This is a genomic window from Bacteroides mucinivorans (assembly GCF_034654355.2).
GTDB classification, from domain to species: domain Bacteria; phylum Bacteroidota; class Bacteroidia; order Bacteroidales; family Bacteroidaceae; genus Bacteroides; species Bacteroides nordii.
Genome location: NZ_CP178179.1, coordinates 3,050,824 through 3,071,223, shown reverse-complemented (window position 1 = coordinate 3,071,223; position 20,400 = coordinate 3,050,824). Strand labels below are relative to the sequence as shown.

Annotated in this window: 19 protein-coding genes; 11 read left to right on the top strand and 8 right to left on the bottom strand. The window is 37.3% G+C overall.

Going from position 1 to position 20,400, the window contains the following annotated elements; all coding sequences use genetic code 11:
• Positions 1-36 precede the first annotated feature (36 nt).
• Complete coding sequence (locus VCM39_RS11620; protein WP_289292074.1) at positions 37-882, bottom strand: AraC family transcriptional regulator; 846 nt, start codon at positions 880-882, stop codon at positions 37-39.
• 113 nt (positions 883-995) lie between these two features.
• Here VCM39_RS11620 and VCM39_RS11615 point away from each other — a divergent pair, with 113 nt between their 5' ends.
• The 6 genes from VCM39_RS11615 (at position 996) to VCM39_RS11590 (ending at position 6,820) form a co-directional block, all read left to right on the top strand.
• Complete coding sequence (locus VCM39_RS11615; RefSeq protein ID WP_221650056.1) at positions 996-1,505, top strand: nitroreductase family protein; 510 nt, start codon at positions 996-998, stop codon at positions 1,503-1,505.
• 17 nt (positions 1,506-1,522) lie between these two features.
• The gene (locus VCM39_RS11610) at positions 1,523-2,119 is read left to right on the top strand and encodes a sugar O-acetyltransferase (RefSeq protein WP_322932638.1); all 597 of its coding nucleotides are present in this window, start codon (positions 1,523-1,525) and stop codon (positions 2,117-2,119) included.
• A gap of 4 nt (positions 2,120-2,123) precedes the next feature.
• Positions 2,124-2,804, top strand: a complete 681-nt coding sequence (locus tag VCM39_RS11605; RefSeq protein WP_323673968.1) for an HAD family hydrolase — start codon at positions 2,124-2,126, stop codon at positions 2,802-2,804.
• Between the two features lie 79 nt (positions 2,805-2,883).
• Entirely contained in the window at positions 2,884-3,633 is a 750-nt protein-coding gene (locus tag VCM39_RS11600; protein WP_322932640.1) for an RteC domain-containing protein, read from the top strand.
• A gap of 692 nt (positions 3,634-4,325) precedes the next feature.
• Positions 4,326-5,561 carry a site-specific integrase gene (locus tag VCM39_RS11595; protein WP_322932641.1) on the top strand — a complete coding sequence of 412 codons (1,236 nt, stop codon included), beginning with the start codon at positions 4,326-4,328 and terminating at the stop codon, positions 5,559-5,561.
• 20 nt (positions 5,562-5,581) lie between these two features.
• Positions 5,582-6,820: a site-specific integrase gene (locus VCM39_RS11590; protein WP_322932642.1), complete on the top strand. Its 1,239-nt coding sequence runs from the start codon at positions 5,582-5,584 to the stop codon at positions 6,818-6,820.
• Between the two features lie 207 nt (positions 6,821-7,027).
• Here the strand turns inward: VCM39_RS11590 and VCM39_RS11585 are convergent, their stop codons facing one another.
• From VCM39_RS11585 to VCM39_RS11555, 7 genes are all read right to left on the bottom strand, one after another.
• Complete coding sequence (locus tag VCM39_RS11585; RefSeq protein ID WP_195473185.1) at positions 7,028-7,432, bottom strand: GNAT family N-acetyltransferase; 405 nt, start codon at positions 7,430-7,432, stop codon at positions 7,028-7,030.
• Positions 7,429-8,370 (bottom strand): DUF5712 family protein, encoded by a 942-nt coding sequence (locus tag VCM39_RS11580; RefSeq protein WP_195473184.1) that lies wholly within the window; start codon positions 8,368-8,370, stop codon positions 7,429-7,431. Before VCM39_RS11580 ends, VCM39_RS11585 begins: the two co-directional genes overlap by 4 nt.
• Before the next feature lie 4 nt (positions 8,371-8,374).
• Complete coding sequence (locus VCM39_RS11575; RefSeq protein WP_195473183.1) at positions 8,375-8,959, bottom strand: BfmA/BtgA family mobilization protein; 585 nt, start codon at positions 8,957-8,959, stop codon at positions 8,375-8,377.
• Positions 8,960-9,213: 254 nt separating this feature from the next.
• The gene (locus tag VCM39_RS11570; RefSeq protein WP_195473182.1) at positions 9,214-9,564 is read right to left on the bottom strand and encodes a helix-turn-helix domain-containing protein; all 351 of its coding nucleotides are present in this window, start codon (positions 9,562-9,564) and stop codon (positions 9,214-9,216) included.
• Between the two features lie 129 nt (positions 9,565-9,693).
• The gene (locus VCM39_RS11565; protein ID WP_195473181.1) at positions 9,694-10,320 is read right to left on the bottom strand and encodes a hypothetical protein; all 627 of its coding nucleotides are present in this window, start codon (positions 10,318-10,320) and stop codon (positions 9,694-9,696) included.
• A gap of 41 nt (positions 10,321-10,361) precedes the next feature.
• The gene (locus VCM39_RS11560) at positions 10,362-11,165 is read right to left on the bottom strand and encodes a class I SAM-dependent methyltransferase (protein ID WP_195473179.1); all 804 of its coding nucleotides are present in this window, start codon (positions 11,163-11,165) and stop codon (positions 10,362-10,364) included.
• Positions 11,166-11,683: 518 nt separating this feature from the next.
• The gene (locus VCM39_RS11555) at positions 11,684-12,895 is read right to left on the bottom strand and encodes a site-specific integrase (protein ID WP_289292070.1); all 1,212 of its coding nucleotides are present in this window, start codon (positions 12,893-12,895) and stop codon (positions 11,684-11,686) included.
• 722 nt (positions 12,896-13,617) lie between these two features.
• On the opposite strand from VCM39_RS11555, the gene VCM39_RS11550 reads away from it, so the two are divergent.
• The 5 genes from VCM39_RS11550 to VCM39_RS11530 all read left to right on the top strand — a co-directional run bounded on the left by VCM39_RS11550 (position 13,618) and on the right by VCM39_RS11530 (position 20,392).
• Positions 13,618-13,962, top strand: a complete 345-nt coding sequence (locus VCM39_RS11550; RefSeq protein WP_014298752.1) for a helix-turn-helix domain-containing protein — start codon at positions 13,618-13,620, stop codon at positions 13,960-13,962.
• Entirely contained in the window at positions 13,946-15,991 is a 2,046-nt protein-coding gene (locus VCM39_RS11545; RefSeq protein ID WP_149922529.1) for a bifunctional DNA primase/helicase, read from the top strand. The genes VCM39_RS11550 and VCM39_RS11545 overlap by 17 nt, the downstream gene beginning before the upstream one ends.
• A 12-nt stretch (positions 15,992-16,003) precedes the next feature.
• On the top strand, positions 16,004-16,357 hold the full coding sequence (locus VCM39_RS11540) for a helix-turn-helix domain-containing protein (RefSeq protein ID WP_005643639.1): 354 nt from the start codon (positions 16,004-16,006) through the stop codon (positions 16,355-16,357).
• Between the two features lie 254 nt (positions 16,358-16,611).
• Entirely contained in the window at positions 16,612-19,653 is a 3,042-nt protein-coding gene (locus tag VCM39_RS11535) for a metallophosphoesterase (RefSeq protein ID WP_055299759.1), read from the top strand.
• A 19-nt stretch (positions 19,654-19,672) separates the two neighbouring features.
• Positions 19,673-20,392, top strand: coding sequence for a DUF6088 family protein (locus VCM39_RS11530; protein ID WP_055299803.1), 720 nt, complete (start codon positions 19,673-19,675; stop codon positions 20,390-20,392).
• The last annotated feature ends 8 nt before the right edge of the window (positions 20,393-20,400 follow it).

The following is a 20,400-nucleotide window of genomic DNA, read 5'->3' as shown; positions in this document are numbered from 1 at the left end:
CGCATATAACTGCTTTTTTCTTGGATTTGGATTCTATCATTTAGAAAGAGTAGCGTCTTTTCTAAAGCGAGTAGGGGTACATCCTCTATATTTCTTAAACAGCTTGTTTAAATGGCTTTCGTCAGTAAACCCCAGTTCTGAAACAATCTCACTAATTCTCATTTCACTGTGTAGCAGTCTATTTTCAACTAATTTCATCTTGTAATTTAATATATATTGCTGCATCGTTTCATTAGTATGTTTCTTAAAGTATCGCCCGAGATAGCTGGGTGAGATACCAAAATGCTGGCTTATTGTTTTTGTTTTAATTTTATCAGACTGATAAATATTGGACTGAATGTATTGCAAAATATCTAAAGACTTTTCTTCCGTACATTCATCTACCTGTTCAGGTAAGAACATGGTAATATTACGGGCGACTACAATAATTATGGTATTAATCAATTGGGTTATAATTTCCTTACTGTATATGTTTCTATTTACATATTCTCGAATAATAGCTTCAATCATTGGCTTTACCAACAATTTATCCGTTTTATTTCTTAGAATACATCCCGGTTGATGATTAGCATGTTGCAATATAAATTCTAAGCGTTTTATATTATCTGCTCCAAAAACAGCAGAGTGTATATATATGTCGTTAAATTTGATATTGATAAATTTTGTTGTTGTATGAATTTCAAATGAATGGGTGTCTCCGGGAGTGATCATGAAGAGGTGTCCGTCATGATAAGCAAACTTATTATTATTTATCCATTGTATACCTGTTCCTGTTAAAACATACACTAACTCAAAAAAAGTGTGGTCATGTTCTTTTAACAGAGACTCGTCAAGCTCGTTGAAACTAATTTCAAACGGCTGGTGTAAGTTTTCTCTTCTCATATTTTAAATATAGACTTGTAAAACGCAAAGATACTGATAAAACGCAAAATGATACCTAATAATAGTGCTGGAAATGGTATAATTTTGCTCCGAATAATAAAACCAATAACATTATGGAGTTTTTAGAACTGATTAAAAAACGCTTTTCTGCAAGAAGTTATAAATCGGATGCAGTAGAGCAAGAGAAACTAAATAAGATTGTAGAGTGTGCTCGTTTTGCTCCTTCTGCCGTTAATTATCAGCCGTGGCACTTTTTGATAGTGAAGAGTAAAGAACAACGTTTGAAAGTGCAACAATGCTACAATAGAGAATGGTTTGCCTGTGCCCCGGTTTACATTGTTGTATGTGCAGATAGCTCTGCCGCATGGGTACGCAAGTCAGACAATAAGAATCATGCAGATATTGATGCCGCTATTGCAACCGAACATATTTGTTTAGCTGCAACAGCTCTTGGTTTAGGTAGTTGTTGGGTGTGTAACTTTGATGTAGAAATGCTTAAATCTCATTTCCAGTTATCTCTTGAAAAATATCCTGTTGCCATTGTATCAATAGGATATGTGGATGAATTGCCTAAACTGTCTTCTACCAGAAAGCCTGTTGATGAAATCGTTACATTTTTATAAATTGAAAATAGGTGCCCATGAAAACAGAATTGGAAAAATGCTTGGCAGGTGAATGGTATGATTGTCATGATCCGGTCTTCCTTGAATTTAAGGAAAAGTCACATCGTTTATTGATGAAGTATAACTCCCTACCTTACGAAAGAAAAGAAGATAAGTATGCAATACTACAGGAGTTGTTTGGTAGTATTGGCACTAAGGTGTCTGTTGGATTTTCTTTTATTTGTGACTATGGCCGCAATATTCATATAGGGAATAACGTGAGTGTTAATGTGCGATGTACATTTATTGATTGTAACAAGATTACTATTGGCAACAATGTGCTAATTGCTCCTGATGTACGAATTTATACGGCAACCCATCCTGTTGAATTGAATGAGCGCCTAACTCCTTCCGAAACAGAGGATGGTTTTGAATACATCCGTCATACTTATGCTCTCCCTGTGACAATAGAGGATGGCTGTTGGATTGGTGGCGGAGTTATTATTTTGCCAGGTGTGACTATCGGTAGGGGAAGCGTTATTGGTGCAGGAAGTGTAGTCACAAAGAATATTCCAGCCAATAGTTTAGCAGTAGGAAATCCTTGTAAAGTGATACGTGCAGTCAATGAAAAGTAACATGATGATTCGATTAATAGCATTTGATTTGGATGGTACAATAGGTAATACAGTTCCTATGTGTATACAGGCTTGCAAGGAAGCTGTAGAACCTTATATTATGCGTGAGTTGTCGGATACTGAAGTTGAACAGACTTTTGGTCTGAATGAGGAAGGCATGATAAAACAATTGGTGGATAGTGAAAGTTGGGAAAGTGCCCTCAAAGACTTTTATACTATTTATAGCAAGATACATGAAATCTGCTCACAGCCTTTTAGTGGCATTAGGGATTTAATAGAGGATTTGAAATCAAAAGCTATTTTTATTGCTCTGATTACAGGTAAAGGAGAAAGAAGCTGTGATATTACGCTAAGAAAATTTGGTATGGAGAACTGCTTCGACCAAATACTAACAGGAAATCCTCAAAGAAATACGAAATCTGAGGCTATTAGGCATTTGTTGTATAAGTATAAATTACAGCCTTGCGAGATGCTCTATATAGGTGATGCAGTTTCTGATATTTCTGCATGTGTTAAAAATAGTGTGTGTTGTTTATCTGCAGCATGGGCTACTTCTGATAAGATAGCTGTTGGTTTGGAAGAAAGAAATCCAAACAGGGTATTTTATTCTATTCAGTCTTTAAAAGAATTCTTAAGTGATTATTTACGTGAATCTAATACGCAAAAAGATGAAATAATTTTCTGATGGAATAATATCTAAAATTAGTGCAGAGATAGAAGTCTTTTGTGTGGATAGTGATGTGTCTTCTGATAAAGCTTTGCATATGATAAACTTCATCAGACCATTGTTTGAAGAACTAAGAGAGTATATACACAAATATAACTTTCAGGATAATGAGGAAGAGATAGACTTCTTTAAAAATAGCAAACCATTAATTCTAAGTAAGCTGATATATTACAATGATATTTATACGCTTGAATTAAGAAAACCCAATGGTAATAAAGAAGTAGTTAAGGAGCATTACAAGAAGAAGCAGGCAGCAATCGTAGACTTCTGTAATAATAACCTTGATTTTTACCAGTATTATCGCTCCAAAGCGACACATTTAGACCGATACTATTTCTTTAGAGGACATGAGAACTACAAGTTGTGCCATAATTGTGGGTTGTTGGATAAAGATCCTTTGTTTTCTACCTGTTGTGACCATAGAGTAGCTAAGATGTTGGCTTATGATATGCTGGAAATTTATCTGCAACAGCGATTACAAGACGTAGAAAGGATAGAAGTAGTAGAAACTAGTCGAGCTTCTCTTCTTGATAATCCATTTCGATGGACAGGCACAAAGATTGCTGCCATTGAATTGGGGTATGCCATATATGCAGCCGGAGTGCTGAACAATGGAAATGCCGATATAAAGGAAATAATGACCTATATAGAAGCATCTTTCAAAATAGACTTAGGTGATTACTACCGTACTTATCTCACCATCAGGGAGCGCAAAAGGGATAGAACAGCCTTCCTTAACAGCTTAATAGAAAAACTCCTTCGGAAGATGGACGAAAGCGATAATTAACCTCCTTGTAAGGTTCAACTAATTATTTTCTCTTTTCGCAAGTCCTCATAAACTACTTGGGCTTTTGAAAAGAGAAAATATTTCTTGTCTATACACGAAAGATAGAATGATGTCTGCCTACCTGTCTGTTTTTCAGTCCTGCTTTTATACAGCCTTGCAATCTTGACATCTTGCAATCAAGAAAACAAGTTGTCAGGAAATCAAGCTATCAATATTTCAAGAAAACAATATTTCAATACTACACTAAAAAACTCATCGGTCGGGGAACGCCCAGCGGCAAGGGGCGGGACCACCCGTCCCGACGAGCGAAAAAGATGTTTGTTTGAGTAATTTTTCTTTCATTGGAAACACGACTTTGGAGTGCTTTTCTAAAAGAGTTCAGAGCTGCTGGGATAAATCTCAGCAGCTTTGAAAACAAGTAGTGCAAAAGGAGAAAGAGAGAAAATAAGGGTAATTGATTGATAAATAGAAATGTATGTCTTTCAGTGTCTTATGGTGTCCGGTGGCGAAATAGCAGGAAAAAGCAGATTTAAGCAGACTTTCCGTTTCTAAACCGTTACCCATTCCGAAAGGCGAAAAACACGGCAATCCAATGACGTTAAACGTCTGGATATAGCACTGTTTGTCTGCGGTTTACATTGTTCAGATAACTCATATTGAAAGTAATTTTACGAACTAAAAATGTGAGCGTTATGGACAACGAACTGAAAGTGTCGTTTTACCTCAAACGAGAGGGGAACACAGAGAGAACAGAAACGAATCCCGATGCCGTTTTTCCGATTGTCGGGAAAATCATTATCGGTAACACCATTGCACAATTCGGCTCAAAGCTAAAAATCGAAGAAAGGCTTTGGGGTGTAAAATCAGGTCGGGCAATCGGCAAAAGCCGTGTTGCCGTTGAAATCAACAGAGAGATTAATAAAATTAATCTCTCCATACATGCGCACTACAAGGACATTCTAAAGCGAACCGGAAAAGTAACCGCTATTGAAGTGAAGAACGCCTTTCAGGGAATTGCTATCGCACAAAAAACATTGCTTGTCCTATTCGGTGAAATGATGGAAGACTTCAAAGGGAGAATCGGCATTGACAGGGCGCAATCCACCTACAAGCAATATGAAGTCCTTTACAAACAGCTTAAACAATTTCTTCGGGAAGAATACCATGTAGAGGATATTCCCCTGACCGAGTTGGATTTACCTTTCATTGAAGCATTGAATTTCTTTTTCCGGGTAAAACGAAAGATGAAGCCGAGAACCGTCAAGGCAAGGATAGTTCTGTTAAACAAGGTTATACATTTGGCGTTGCATCGGAGAATTATCACCCGTCCACCTTTTGACGGTTTTGAATTGGAAAAGACAGAGCTTAAAAATAAATCACTCACCAATGACGAACTGGACTTGCTTATGAAAACTCCCCTTAAATCAGGTACACAACGGTTTATCCGTGATATGTTTTTGTTTTCGACCTTTACCGGCTTGGCTTATGCAGACCTGCATAAACTTTCTTGGAAAGATATTATCACCGAAGATGACGGTAGTTTGTGGATTTCAGCCAACAGGCAAAAATCGCAGACGGAATTTAATGTAAAGCTATTGAATATCCCTATCCAAATCATGGAGTATTACAAAGGGCTTGCCCCCGATGGTAAAGTATTTCCGTCTATGAGTTTAGGACAGGTGAATGTCGGTTTAAAGCGCATTGCAAGAAACTGTGGTATTAATCGGGTATTATCGTATCACATGGCAAGGTACACCTTCGCAAGCCAAATCTGCCTTTCACAAGGTGTTCCGATTGAGAGTGTCAGCCGGATGTTGGGGCACAAACATATTCAGACTACCCAACGTTACGCACGTCTTAACAATGAGAAAATAGGCAATGATATGCAGCAACTATCCGCACGTCTTGCCACTAAATTCAACTTTTAATAATCCAAACTAAAAATATTATGCAAAACAATAGAAGCACTTTCGCTATACTCTTTTACCTGAATACCAGTAAACGGAAAAAATCAGGTAATTGCCCTATCATGGGGCGTATCAGTGTGGATGGTAAAAGCTCGGCTTTCAGTACGGGATTAGAACTGTCTCCTGAATATTGGGATGCCAAACAGGGAATAGCCACAGGCAAGTCAAAGGAAGAAACAAACATCAACAGGCAGATAGAAAACTATCGGGCTGAACTTATCCGCTATTATAAAACCTTACTGGACAGCAAGAGTTATATTACTGCTGAAATTCTGAAAAATGCTATCAAAGGAATAGGTATTAGGCAAAATACTCTGATACAGGAGTTTGCAGCCTTAGTAGAAGAAAAACGGCAGTCTGTTGGCGTTTTGATAGTCCAAACTACCTATACGCATCTTAACCGTGCTTATCGGCATTTAAAAGAGTTTGTACAATACAAATACGGGGTAACGGATATTCCGTTTACCCAAGTTGATTTCGATTTTATAGAATCGTATGTTTACTATCTGAAAATCAATCTACAATTTAACCCGAATTCAACCAACAATACCATAAAGCCATTACGCAAAGTTGTAATGCGAGCCTTAAACAAAGGTTTGATGCATCAAGACCCGTTCTTTGGCTATCGTCCGCAGCGGATAACCATTACCCGGAAATGGCTCTCGATGGATGAGATAGAACGGTTGATGCAGATAGACATGAAACATGAGAGTGCCAATTTTGTCCGTGACATGTTTTTATTTTCGACCTTTACGGGGCTTGCTTACGTGGATTTAAAGAACTTACGGCATGATAATATTGTATGGCAAGAAGATGGCAAACAGTGGATTGTCTTAAATCGGCAAAAGACCGGAACTACTTCTTATATTCCCCTACTTGATATTCCGTTACGGCTTATTGAGAAATACCGGAATACGGCTTTTGCCGGTCTTGATGGAAAGGTGTTCAGGTTACGCACACTCGGAAATGCTGATATTCAGTTGAAAAAGATAGCTAAAGCCGCCAATATTGACAAACGGCTGACCTATCACATGGCAAGACATAGCTATGCGACCCTCTGCCTTTCAATGGGTGTTCCGATAGAAACGATTAGTCAGACATTGGGACATCAAAGTATTTCCACTACTCAAATCTATGCGGACATAACTCGTACCAAAATTAATGAGGATATGACAAACCTTGCGGAACGGATTGAGGGTAAATATGAATTGACAAAGTAAGCATCTCACAACCAATATATTTTTTCCTTTTTTTCTCTGATAAACATTCCATATATGGAAAGAATAAATAAGGCAACACTTTTTGTAAATTTACTCTTTTTCGGGACGAAAAAGGAAGAAATTTACAAAAACCGCTTGCGGCTCGGTGTTGCCGTTTTATTCTTGGAATATATCTTTGTGTTCAGATAAAGAAAGGATTAATTAAGATTATTCCATTGAAAAATAAGATATTAGATTGGTTACCGCTATTGCGTAGTTCTCGCCATCTATGGAATAAAAGCCTAATTTTCTGGCAAATGCACTGCTTTTGATGTTGGCACACTCAATGCCGATATAATTGAAACCATATTTCCGGGCTACTCCGGTCAAAAACCTAAGAAAGTGTGTTCCGTGTCCTATCCGCTCTTTAATGAAACCCAATCGGGCGATAATCAGGCAATCAGGTGGAAATCGGCTTTCTATCCTCCTGATACGCAAATACAAATCTATCCGGCTATTTCTTCGGGAGGCGATTATATTATCCACCGTCAGGCAAACGAGTGATTTTCGATACTTGAAATGTTCCATTAAGTAGCGGTCTATATCGGCTCTTAGTTCTTCGTTTTCAATCATCTTCTTATTCCTTTCTTCTTTTTCTTCTTACGTTTCTGTGCCTGTAATTCTTCCGCTAATGTTGCATCGTAGTTGCTGCCATCTCCCAATGAAAAGATAGATAACAGAGAATCACCGCTTTTATTATCTCCCTGATTAAAAGAGTGATTCTCATTTCGCTTGCTATCAATATTGCAAGGAACATTGTTTTCTTTTTCACCGGATTGGAATACTTCTTTTTTATTTTCGCCAGTGAAATATTGTTTTGGTTCTTTCAAATCCTGTTCCTGTAATTCAATCTGCTTGGAAACAGAACCGTTCTTCATGGTATTGGCATACTCAAATGATTCTGATAATTGGCGGTTATAGCCGAACAGTTTATCAAATCCTTGCTCTGCCTGCTGGAACAGGTTCACACGGTCAAAACCACCTTGGATTACCCCGTTCTTGGTGTTCTTGTGGTTGGTTAGTGGAGATAGCTTCTTTTTATTAGCTTGGTCTTTCCGGCTAACAATCAAATGGCAGTGCATATTCAGTTCGCTGTCGGAACGGCTACGGTCAAAATGTATCTTCCCGTAAAACTTTATATCCGCTTCGGATAGTCCTTTGTTGAAGTTCTTGGCGTATTCAGGAATAAAGACTTCCCGAATATACCGTTTCATTGCTTCGGCTTTCTCCTGCTCGGTGTTTCCCATTGCCCGAAGTTCACTTTCCGATGGGCTGACATGGATAGCGAAAAACTTTGCATCCGTTTTCAGCAGTTGCCCGATATTAGTATCTATATCCTTAATAACCTTTGATTTGTAGATATTATCATCCGTCAGGTTGAAAAAGCCATCGGTATAGATTCCTTTCTCCATACGTTCCAAATCTTCATGTTCCATGTATGAAGTTAATTGCTGGCTACTTCCTGCATTGTTGTATGTTCCGCTTGATGGTGAAGCAAAATCTATGTGCATAGCTCTATGTGTTTATCAGATTGATAATCTCTGCCTTTAGGTTCTCTTTCCGTTTACTATCCATTACTCCACAAGCGGATAACTCCGAATAGAGTTGTATTAGATTTAGTAGCTTCTTATAATCTCGTTGGTGTATCTGATAGAGTGCGTTTAGTTGCTTCCCTTGCTGGTTGATTACGTCAGCGTGCTTGCTAAACTGTTCACTTACTTTTTGCAATACGGCTGTTTGTTTTCCCTGATTGGTTTCCAGCCACGAAAGAATAAGTGTTTCTAATGTTTTGCCGATGGTATCAAACCGAACCGCAATAGAATTGGCAGTTCGTATCATGGGATTCAGTTGTTCTTCCTCGTAGTGACGGATGAAGCGGATAATATCGTCTTGCCGTTTGTTTATCTTCGCCAGTTCCGATTTTACGGATTCCGGTGCTTCCGATGGGTTGATACATGCTTTATCAATATAGACAAATGCCAACCGGACTATTTCCCCTTTTTTCAGCGAATAGCGTTTACAGAGCTTATCTATTAACTTACTCGTTTGTCGGTCTATTCCGATGGTGGTAAGTGTGGGTATATTATTGGTCTTATCCATGATTATAACTTTTTTATAAAGAATGTGATATTCATTCAGTTGATTATAAGCAGAATAGATTTTTCACTTATAATCACTGTTATAAATGGTTACGAATGTAACCCATTAAAGCCTAAGGCTTTGCCCCGCAGGGCAAGAGGGAAGAACAGGACTTGTCCAGTTCCCTCTTGCTTCATTTAGCGAAACGAGCCGAGCCACAGGGCGAGGCGATTTCTGCTAAATGGGGAATGGTAGCACTTCATCGGGCGTTAATATTACCCACCTTGTTTTACTTCGATTTGCTTATCAAGTTGATTTTCCTTTTTGAACCGTTCATAGGTCTTGCTATCTGCATTTTCTTGTACAAATGCACGAATGTCGGCTGAACGGTAATAAGTCTTATGACTTATCGTGAAGTAAGGAAGTTTGCCACTTGCCCGATAGCGTTGCAGGGTTCGGAAAGATACTTTCAACAGGAAAGCTAAATCTTGATTATCCAATAGTCGGTCGTTTTCATCTAACACATTATCAGTATTGATAAGAGATTGCAGATTCTGACCTATCTCATTGAGTTTCTTTGATAGTCGTTCCATCCACTTATCGAAGTTTTCGTTATCTACATACATTTTGCTTCAATTTTTAGTTTAACATTATTGTTTTCAATCGATTGATGAAGCAAAGTTCGGCAAATGGATGTAAACAAGTTAGGGGAGTAGATTATCTACTCCCCTATAAATAGTTGATAACTCGCTGATTTACATATATCCTCTATTTTTTCTTTCTATCTTGATGGCGATAATTAATTCATTTAGAAACTCTGTTAGTTTTGTAGCTTTACGCTTAAAAACATCATCCCTTTTCTTGTATATATCTGCAAATTTAAAATTCATTCCTTTTTCAAACACTCGTGTTAATTCAGAAAAATTCACAGGATTTCCAATCTTGTTCCTAACAGCGTGTGAATAAAACAAACCACATATCAATTCCATTATATCAATCATATCAATATCATTGGCTAAATAGACATCAGGTTCAAAACTATCCTCTATGTTTATCGGGAATAAATCGGGGTTATCTATACGGAATTGTACCACCCTAAAAGTAGAATCTAATAATCCCAATATTTTTTGCAATAACAATCGGATTTCAAGCGAATAATTGTCATTTTTAACCTCTATCCGCATATTCAATTCTTTCATCTCTGCTATTGTATAATTTATGGTAAAACATAATAATATAATATTCTGCTCCTCTTGGCAAAACATAAGAAGTTGTTGTACAAAATCATCATAAGCTACTGATAATTCTATATAATCAATCTCTTTGCCATTGACAGAACAAGAGAGTAGGTTGAATAACTTTGTTTCTAAGAAACGTTTCATTTACTCTTGAAATAGTTATGTTACATTTGCAATCATACCTTTCACTTTTTTGCAACTATGAAAATTTCACTACTTGACGTGAAATTGTTCTTGCCGACTAAATCTTTATAAATTGATATTTTGCGAAATCCTACCTTTCGTAATATGTCTGTTATTTCTTTCTCCGAATAATACCTTTCCCAAATAATAAAATGTTTGATTGTTCTTTCGAGTATCAAGTTATGTTGATATGCAAATACTTTATTCTTTGGATAATGAAATGTTTGGCTTAAAAGTAGATATTCACTTTCATCCCAAAAACCACCATGAGGTGCATATTCCCAACTTCTATCTTCCTGCCTATCATTAATAATCCCTTCTGAGAAAATATCAAAAATAAAAGCTCCACCATCAGCCAGCGAACAATATATACTATTTAATAATCGGTCACGGTCACTATCCGAATGGGTTCCCATGTCACAATAAATCATAGTTATAGTATCATACTTACCATTGGGGTAATTATTAATATAATCATTCAGAATGTATTTAATTCCTTTCCGTTTTTCTATAGCATACTCTATCGAAGCCTTATTAAAGTCAATGCCTGTTACAATATAATTTTCATCTGCAAAAAGCGATGTGTATAATCCCGGACCACATCCTAAATCAAGTAAATGGCTTTCAGGCTTTGAATGTTTGAGAATAAAATTCGCTATCTTTAAAACAGATTCTTGCCTTCGACTAGCTTCATCAGACTGAAAATCGAGATGTTTTTTTAATATTTGCTGTTGAATATAAGGATCAGTCCAAATATTATGATTGGATTTTTCAAATAGAACTGGTTTCTTGTTGATAATTCTCATTTTTCTTTTGAATATTTGTTATTACAAAAATCCCATAACGGGATAAGAAAACACAATTATCCGCTACAAACATAGAAATTCACGCACCTTCTTCGGGCTAAAAATGATATTCAAAATACGTTAGGAAATGATACGCAAACACGTAACAGAAAGGTTTTCTGCTACAACTAAAAGTTTGTATGGATAGAATATCCGCGTATCTACATATAGAAAGTATTGATTTACTGCGCTAAAATAGTGATTTTTCTTTTAATCGTGATATATTTTAGTGTTTTTCTGAAAAAAAAGAATGAATGGCTCTTTTAATATTTAGATATTCTTTATATTCGCAATAGAGTTATTTGAGGCAATGGAAAAATACAGCAGACTAAAGAAGTTCGCTCGTTTCTACATCGTTACCCATTGTTAGGCTCTTCTTCTTCAAAAATCTATTATTCAATAGATTACAATCATATTTCTTGTTACTCTGAACACACCTTGCTGTTATCTGACGATAACCAATTTCAGTCACCTGAAATTCATTTAGCCATATCTAATTTACGCACCAATAATTCCATATCATTGCTGACCTTTACATCAGCAATTCGTGCATAGATTTGAGTAGTTCTAATATTGGTATGCCCTAAGATTTTAGATACCGTTTCAATCGGTACTCCATTGGTTATCAGTACCGAAGTCGCACACGAATGACGTGCAACATGAAATGTAAGGCTCTTATTTATAGAGCAAATAGACGCAATTTCTTTCAAGTACTCATTGACTTTTTGATTGCTTATAATTGGCAAAATCATCCCGTTTGGTAACTGGTCTTTATACTTTTCAAGAATAGCTTTGGGTACATCAAGCAATCGAATGTTAGATGCAACATTGGTTTTGTGGCGTTTGGTCATAATCCAAAGATTGCCATCAAATGCAGTGCGAATGTTTTCTTGGGTAAGTTCGCATACATCAATGTACGAGAGAGCCGTATAGCAACTGAAAACAAATAAATCCCGTACCTGTTCCAACCTTTTAGAAGCAAACTTCTTGTTGTAGATGGTGGTTATCTCTTCCATCGTCAGATAATCCCTGTCGGTTTGCTCAAACTTAACCCTATAATTCCCGAAGGGATCAGCAGTAACCAACCCTGTGTTCTTGGCAAAGTTTATAATCGTGCGGAAACGCTGTATAAACTTCATCGCTGTGTTGTGGCTGCATCCATGATAGTTTTTGATGTACAACAGGAAATTATCAATGAACACGACATTTATCTCTTTGATAAGCATATCCGAAACCGAATACTTAAACTTCATGAACTCGATAAGACGTTTCTTTGTCAGTTCATAGCGTGAGTAGGTTTTGTCGGTAGTGTTCATTTTTACCTTTTGAAGATATTGCTCGTTGTGCATCTCAAAGAACTCAATTAATGTTTTACCCCGTTCAATCTTACCTAAAAAGGCCTTTTTTACCCGTTCAGAGGTCACATAACCGTCTTGCTCCAATAGAGCATGGTAATGTTGGTGTACTGTACTGCGGATACTGTCTAACATTGAATTGATACTTGCGGCTTCGGCACTTCTGCCGGAAGCCTTTCCTGTACTGACATTCCAGTTGGCAGGGTTTATTTCCATTTGTGTGTTGAACTGCGACACAATTTGGTCGATGGTGATACGCGCGATAATTGGCGCATTACCGTTTTTCTTCGCTGCATTTCGCTTAACGAAAAATAGGAGCTTGAAAGTAGTCCTCATAATCTCATTTTTTTTGGTTGCAAAATTAATTTTATTGATTGTAAATGAGATATTTGCAGGGTAGACAAATATGGACAGAGGTTAGCCATTTTGGGACATTCCGTGACCTATTTTTCTATGCTTTTGTATTGGTCACGAATTGGTCATAGAAGTGTGTCTTTTCGTGACCTTTTGGTGTCTTTGGTCACGGACATTATACAAAGAAAAAACTCCTGCAATACCTTGATATTGTAGGAGTTGTCTTCTTTAAGTCTTGTTTTGACTTGTTTTTCAGTGATCCGCCTGGGGCTTTCACCGTAGCGGTCTATATCTTTGATTTATAAGCTCTTGTAAACCTTGAAAAATTGTACCGTAACGAATTAGTAACGATTTATAGGAACGCTTGTTGTCAGTGAGAGGCATTCGTTTGTCAGCCGTTCTCTGATGCCGCAAAGATAGAAGATTACTTTTTATTTTCCAAACATTTGATTATTAAATCTTTAAAAAAGATCCCCAGTGCAAGGGGCGAACCTATATATATGGATAGGTTTGCCCCTTGCACCGGGCGGATGTTGCATCAGTCCTACAGCCTTGCCGTCCGCCTCAATACCGCCGTTTATGTGAAGCGGTTCCCCTCCTTTTTCGCTGAACCGAAAAAATCATGGTGTAGTACACGTATAGTATCCCATGCGCTGCCTTTTATTGTTATTCTTTTGCAGCAAACATTGAAAATTAAGTTTGTTATGGAAGTTATTACATTTGAAAGTGAAGCGTATAAAGCGCTTGTAGGGAAGATTGAAAAAATCGCAGAGTATGTAGCCGCAGCGCAGTTGCCTTCGGAAGAAAAAAAGGAGGCTTGGCTGGACAGCAACCAACTGGCGGAAGCGTTGGGGATCAGTACACGTACATTGCAACGCCTGAGGGATGAAAACCTGATCAGCTACTCCATGCTGCGTGGACGGTGTATGTACAAGCTGTCGGAAGTCGAACGCTGTCTGGAAGAGCGTACCATTCGGTGCAAACCTCAAACATTGGAGGATTTTCGCAAGAACTACCTAACGAGAACCGGCAATGATAAGAAAGGATGATATACTGAAAATGACGGAAAAGGGTATTTCTGTATTCCGCTATTACCTGTCGGTGGACTTCAAGGTGGGAAAGAACTTCCTGAACCCTTTTTATAAGGATACGGAGGCTTCTTGCAATATTTATTACGAACGTAAGGCCGGAGTGTTTAAAATGAAAGATTTCGGGAATGAGGATTATTCGGGGGACTGCTTTGAACTGGTGGGCAGGCTGAACGGCCTTAACTGCAAGGAGCCTAAAGAGTTTGTCGAGATCATGGAAATAATAAACCGTGACCTGCATTTGGGGCTGTCCGCACATGAGGAATATCATGTGAGCCATAGCAAAGTACCACAAAAGAGTGAAGTGGTATCGGAAGAGCCGAAAGCGAAAAGTGTCCGGCCTTATACTGTCGTGCAAAAGCCCTTTACGGCTGCGGAACTTGCTTTCTGGGGTAAATCGGGTATCGGGGAGAATATTCTGAAAGCGTACCGGACGGTATCGCTAAAGAAGTTCAGCAGTGAGAACCAGGAAAGAAAGCCTTTTTCCTGTATGACAAGCGTCGATGAACCGATGTTCGGATATATGGGTAAACAGCATATCAAGGTTTACCGTCCATGTTCACAAATGCGGTTCCTGTACGCCGGTGATTTTGGCGACAACTACTGTTTCGGGCTGGAACAACTGCCGGCAAAAGGTGATCTGCTCTTTATCACAGGCGGAGAAAAGGACGTGATGAGCCTGGCGGCACACGGCTTCCATGCGATCTGTTTCAATTCGGAAACGGCTTTTATCCCTGCGGCTGTCATACACCGGCTTTCGTTCCGGTTCAAACATATCATCCTCCTCTATGATGTGGACAGTACCGGGCTGAAAAGCTCGGCGAAGCGTGAAGAGGAACTGAAAGAATACGGGGTTAAACGGTTGTTGCTCCCGCTTGCCGGTACAAAGACGGAGAAGGATGTCTCGGACTACTTTATGCTGGGAAACAGCCGTGAGGATTTGATAAAACTTTTTCTGGACTATCTGGAAACCTTATACAGTGAAACCATGTCGGCATTGAAATCCTGCGAGGTGGATTTCAACAACCCGCCTCCCATTGCACAGATGATCGTATCGGTAAATGACGTGCCTCTCGGAAGTCAAGGCAACCTGCTTTGTGTCACCGGCGGAGAAGGCACGGGAAAAAGTAACTATGTGGCGGCGTTGATTGCCGGTGCTATCCGTCTCTCCGGAACGGATGTGGATGCGCTGGGTGTTACGCTCCACGAAAACAGCCGGAACAAGGCGGTCCTGTTCTATGACACGGAGCAGAGTGAAGTACAGCTGTATAAGAATATCAGCAACCTACTGCGGCGATGCGGACGTGAGGCGATGCCGGAATGGTTCAAGGCGTATTGCCTTACGGGAATGAGCCGGAAAGAACGCCTGTTTTCCATAATCCAGAGCTTGGACAAATACCATTATCAATATGGGGGTGTTCATCTGGTGGTGATAGACGGGATTGCGGATTTGATAAAATGCGCCAACGATGAAGCGGAGAGCATAGCCGTCGTGGAAGAACTGTACCGGCTGGCCGGTATCTACAAGACGTGTATCGTTACAGTACTGCATTTTATCCCCAACGGGCTGAAGCTGAGGGGACACTTGGGAAGCGAGTTGCAGCGGAAGGCTGCGGCGATCCTTTCCATAGAGAAGGACAGCGATCCGGCCGTATCGATGGTGAAGGCTCTGAAAGTAAGGGATGGAAGTCCGCTGGACGTGCCTATCATGCAGTTTTCGTGGGATAAGGAAAAGGCCATGCACGTCTATCTGGGCGAAAAGCCGAAAGAGGAAAAGGACAAGCGCAAAGAGGACGAGCTTGTAGCGGTGGCCAAAGAGGTATTCAGCCGGAAGCGGTTCGTTACTTACGTGGAGCTTGCGGAAGAAATCCAGTCGATACTGGAGGTGAAGGAGCGCACGGCGAAAAGCTACATCAAGTTCATGCGTGAGAAAGAAATCATTCTGAAATCATCCGATAACCAGAGCTATTATGTTATCGGGAACTTTTAAGGAGGGAAGCGTATGTTAGTAGATAAAACGGAATTTGAAGCATGGATGGAACGTATCATGGGTGAGCTGTACCGCATCTCCCGGAAACTGGACAAGGCGGAAACGAGGGAAAAGCACCTGAACTACCTGAACGGAGAGCGTCTGTACGACAATCAGGAAGTATGCCTGTTGCTGCGCATCAGCAAACGCACACTGCAACGATACCGGAATAACGGGGTGTTGAAGTTCTATTCGATATATCACAAGACGTATTACAAGGAGTCGGACTTGCACGAGTTCATCCGCAACAACTTCGACGAGAACGAGATAAAACGGCAGGCACGTGAGGACAAGCTGTCCGAGAGCTATCCGCTGCCGAAAGAATAAGTCCATGTTTTTGCTTTGTACCGGTGAAACTACTGCCGTGAGGCAGGAAATCCCAAACTGCGTATTGGTGTTTGTCATAGCAATGGCTTCATACAGTTGTGAAACAGGATGAAGTTTCTTTTCTTGTTCGAATGGTGATACTCCAAAGGACAGCGGTTCGGAGGAGTATCATTTTTTATGTGTGCACCTAAAAATATTCCAGTTTTGTGGCGTAAAAACTGGGCGTTTTTTTATCTTTGCAAAAACTATCATTTATGAAATTAGGAATATTACACTTTACAGATTCTCACATAAAGAGTGCCACTGATTGGATTTTGAGTGAGTTTTCATCCCTTGTTGCTTCCGTCAAAACGATATATGAAGAATGTGATCGCATATATATAGTGTTTACAGGTGATGTTGTTTACTCTGGTAGTGAAGAAGAATATATTTTGGCTTCAAAGTTTTTGAATTCAATAAGAAGTTTACTTAAAACATTGTATAAAGATAAGGTCTATGAACAAATAATTTTTACTCCCGGAAATCATGATTGTAATTTCAATATGGATAGGCAGGCAAGGAAAAATGCTATAAAAAATATGAATTATGATTATATCGGTGATGATAATAGTGTTATAGAACAATGTCTTATCGTGCAAGAACCTTTTTGGAATTTTGAAAATTCGATTAATGGGAAAGAAACCAAACCATGTATTTACAAGGAATATATAGATGATATACAAAAAGAGGTTGTTATTTTTCATTCTTTTAATACAGCTTGGATGTCTTCTATTAATGAAAATGTTGGTAGTCTTTTCTATCCTATAAAAAATATAGAAGAAACTATTAATACAAAAGCAACAATAAATATATCAGTTTTTCATCATCATTCATCTTGGTTAAATCCTAATACAGAAGAAAATAATAAGCATGAATTTTCCGAACTGATCAATAGCTTTTCTGATGTAGTTATTTATGGACATGAACATGAAAGGCAAGGAATGATTCATACGGACTTAAACACACATAAGGAGTGCTATATTTTTGCAGGAGAGGCATTACAAATGAATCAAGCAAAAAAAGTTCATTCAGGTTTTCAAGTGTTCATCATAAACACAGAAAATAGGATTGGATTTAATTATCCATTTCATTGGAATGGAACTATCTACTCACAACAGAAAGAACAAGAGTTTTCACTAAAAGAAATAGGACATAACAATCTTGATTTTCATTCAAATCAGACCTTCTTGTCTTCTTTGAATGATATGAAACTGCCTTTATTTTTCAATGATGATAAAAAAATCAAATTGAAAGATATATTTATATACCCTGACATTGAGAAAACCAATGATTTAAAGAAAGAATTATATGAGAATTATGTTGATAGTTCTATTTTTATAGAGAGTTCAAATTACAAAGTAGTATTGCTTGAAGGAGAAAATCAATCTGGTAAATCCAGCTTGATTAATATGATGTATCTTGACTCTATTTTACATCAAAAATTTCCATTGTTGATTAATGGGAAATGCTTTAAGAAGATGGAAATAGATAAACCTTTAGAAAAAGCCTTTATAGAACAATATGAAAATAAATCATTTGAAGAATATAATCAATATTCTAACGAATGTAAGATATTGTTTATAGATAATCTTAATTCGGCAGAGTTGAATAATAAATCAATCTTAGAATTATTAAAAAAGCTCGAGAATCGTTTTTCGAGAATTATCATTACAACTTCTTCTATATATAATATTATTTCTGTTTTAGAATCTACAACTAAAGATGTTTTTTGTGGTAAGATACTACCTCTTGGTCACAAGAAAAGAAATAAATTAATAGAAAATTACCATCGTTTAAATGAGGAAAATCCATATAGTATTACAGAACAGATTTTTTTAGAAAAAACAAAAGATTCATATGAACAAGTTCAAACTTTTTTGGGAGATAAATTAATACCTTCCTATCCTATATTTGTATTATCCATTCTTCAATCAATGAATTTAGTAAAACCTAACAATTATGAACAAACTTCATATGGATATTGCTATCAGTCTTTGATACATTTCGCTTTAGCGGCAAAGGCTAAAATCAAAAATGAAGATATTGATACTTATATAAATTATTTGTCAGAATTAGCATTTTCTTTGTTTGATAAAAAGAAAAAAACGTTGTCTGATATTGAATTTCAAGAGTTTCATAAAAATTATTCAGCTAATTATATAGCACCTTCTTTTATTGAAGTGAGGGATAAACTATTAGGATCCGGTCTTCTTGTCTATGATGAAGATGAATGGTTTCATTTTGGCTATAATTATATTTTCTATTTTCTTATTGCCCAAAAGATTGCAACAATATTAACAGAAGAAAAAGGAAGGCAAATAATACAATATTTATGTAAAAATATACAGGTTGATAAATATGCTAATATTCTGATTTTTGTTGCACATCATTCAAAAGATCCATTTTTAATAGATGAAACAATATTAGCATCAATGATTCCATTTGATGATATTGAGCCTATAACCCTTGAAAGGAATGGTTCATTTAATGAATTAATAAAAGATATTATTCAGGAATTTAAAGATGATATTATCCGATCTAATACAGATCCTATACAGGAACGTGAGAAAAGCTTAGAAAGTAGGGATAAGTTAGAATTGCAGATGAAAGATAATACTTACGAAGAAGATTATCAAAATATGCCTTCTGAAATAATATCTTTCTATCAAGCAGTCAGATCATTGGAAATTGTAGGACAAATTATTAAAAATAGGAAAGGTTCTATTTCAAAACAAAAGTTACATGAAATGATAAAGGAGTTGTATCTAACTGCTTTTAGAACTATCGGTTTTTTGGGGAAAATAATCAAAAGCACTAAAGAAGAATTGACTATTTCTATTCAGAGTAAAGTTGAAAAGGATGATTCTAAATCAGAAATTGCTGAAAGAATAAATTTATTCTTTCAACTAATGTCTTTTAATTTTTGCTTGGGTATCTTCTCAAAGGTGATCAATTCAGTAGGGAATAGAGATCTTAAACCTATTTTTGATGATGTAGCAAATGAATTGAATACTCCTGCTGCGAAATTAATATCATTTTCAATAAAGACGTGCTATGGGAAATTATCAATACCCGAGTTAAAATTATTATATAAAGAGTTTGAGAATAATCCTGTGGCATTAAGAATACTAAAAGCACGTGTTAAATCATACTTATACAATAATTATGTAAAATATGATGAAAGACAAAGAATAGCGAGTACTTTAAAAATGTCATTAATACAACCTCGTGGTAATAATCTTATTAGCAGGACATAGCTATTGAAGAAAGATGGTAATGATAAAGGAAATTCGACAAAGAATTGAAAATATTGAGTCTGATTATGTTTTTACATATCAAGATTTAAATTTGTCTCCAGAACGGAGTGAAAGAGTTATCAAAATCTTAAATCGTTTAGTAGCTGAAGGTATTATTGCCAAAATCTCAAAAGGACGTTTCTATAAACCTAAAAAAAGTGCTTTTGGAACGCTAAAGCCTAAGTTAGAAGAAGTTGTAAAAGACTTTCTTGAGAAGGATGGAGAAGTTATTGGTTATATGACTGGATACTTAGCTTTTAATCGATTAGGATTGACTACACAAGTGCCGAATATCATCCAAATTGGCACAAATGTACGTAAAAACAAAACGGTAAGAGGAATGTTCACGATTAGTTTCGTGATTCAATCTAATCCCATAACAAAGGAAAATATACCTTTATTGCAGCTATTGGATGCCATTAAGTTTATAAAAGAAATACCGGATACGACTACCAGCCAATTATGTAAGTGTATAATGACTATTATTCAGAATTTGGATAAAAAAGATAGGGATGAGCTACTTATGCTTGCAAAAAAATATCCTCCAATGGTGCGTGCTTTACTTGGAGCGATGGTTGAGAGCATATACGGTACAAACAAAGCATTGCCATTATGGAATACACTAAACCCTCTTACCTTCTACAATGTAAAGATAGATAAGCAAGTATTACCCGAAGCGAGAAAATGGAGAATTCAGTAATTATAATT

Coding starts and splice junctions, on each gene's coding strand:
- VCM39_RS11600 (WP_322932640.1), top strand. CDS start 2,884: ATGATAAACTTCATCAGACCATTGTTTGAAGAACTAAGAGAGTATATA.
- VCM39_RS11570 (WP_195473182.1), bottom strand. CDS start 9,564: ATGTATGTAGATAACGAAAACTTCGATAAGTGGATGGAACGACTATCA.
- VCM39_RS11580 (WP_195473184.1), bottom strand. CDS start 8,370: ATGCACATAGATTTTGCTTCACCATCAAGCGGAACATACAACAATGCA.
- VCM39_RS11585 (WP_195473185.1), bottom strand. CDS start 7,432: ATGATTGAAAACGAAGAACTAAGAGCCGATATAGACCGCTACTTAATG.
- VCM39_RS11615 (WP_221650056.1), top strand. CDS start 996: ATGGAGTTTTTAGAACTGATTAAAAAACGCTTTTCTGCAAGAAGTTAT.
- VCM39_RS11595 (WP_322932641.1), top strand. CDS start 4,326: ATGGACAACGAACTGAAAGTGTCGTTTTACCTCAAACGAGAGGGGAAC.
- VCM39_RS11590 (WP_322932642.1), top strand. CDS start 5,582: ATGCAAAACAATAGAAGCACTTTCGCTATACTCTTTTACCTGAATACC.
- VCM39_RS11565 (WP_195473181.1), bottom strand. CDS start 10,320: ATGAAACGTTTCTTAGAAACAAAGTTATTCAACCTACTCTCTTGTTCT.
- VCM39_RS11530 (WP_055299803.1), top strand. CDS start 19,673: ATGATAAAGGAAATTCGACAAAGAATTGAAAATATTGAGTCTGATTAT.
- VCM39_RS11575 (WP_195473183.1), bottom strand. CDS start 8,959: ATGGATAAGACCAATAATATACCCACACTTACCACCATCGGAATAGAC.
- VCM39_RS11610 (WP_322932638.1), top strand. CDS start 1,523: ATGAAAACAGAATTGGAAAAATGCTTGGCAGGTGAATGGTATGATTGT.
- VCM39_RS11540 (WP_005643639.1), top strand. CDS start 16,004: ATGTTAGTAGATAAAACGGAATTTGAAGCATGGATGGAACGTATCATG.
- VCM39_RS11620 (WP_289292074.1), bottom strand. CDS start 882: ATGAGAAGAGAAAACTTACACCAGCCGTTTGAAATTAGTTTCAACGAG.
- VCM39_RS11605 (WP_323673968.1), top strand. CDS start 2,124: ATGATTCGATTAATAGCATTTGATTTGGATGGTACAATAGGTAATACA.
- VCM39_RS11535 (WP_055299759.1), top strand. CDS start 16,612: ATGAAATTAGGAATATTACACTTTACAGATTCTCACATAAAGAGTGCC.
- VCM39_RS11560 (WP_195473179.1), bottom strand. CDS start 11,165: ATGAGAATTATCAACAAGAAACCAGTTCTATTTGAAAAATCCAATCAT.
- VCM39_RS11555 (WP_289292070.1), bottom strand. CDS start 12,895: ATGAGGACTACTTTCAAGCTCCTATTTTTCGTTAAGCGAAATGCAGCG.
- VCM39_RS11550 (WP_014298752.1), top strand. CDS start 13,618: ATGGAAGTTATTACATTTGAAAGTGAAGCGTATAAAGCGCTTGTAGGG.
- VCM39_RS11545 (WP_149922529.1), top strand. CDS start 13,946: ATGATAAGAAAGGATGATATACTGAAAATGACGGAAAAGGGTATTTCT.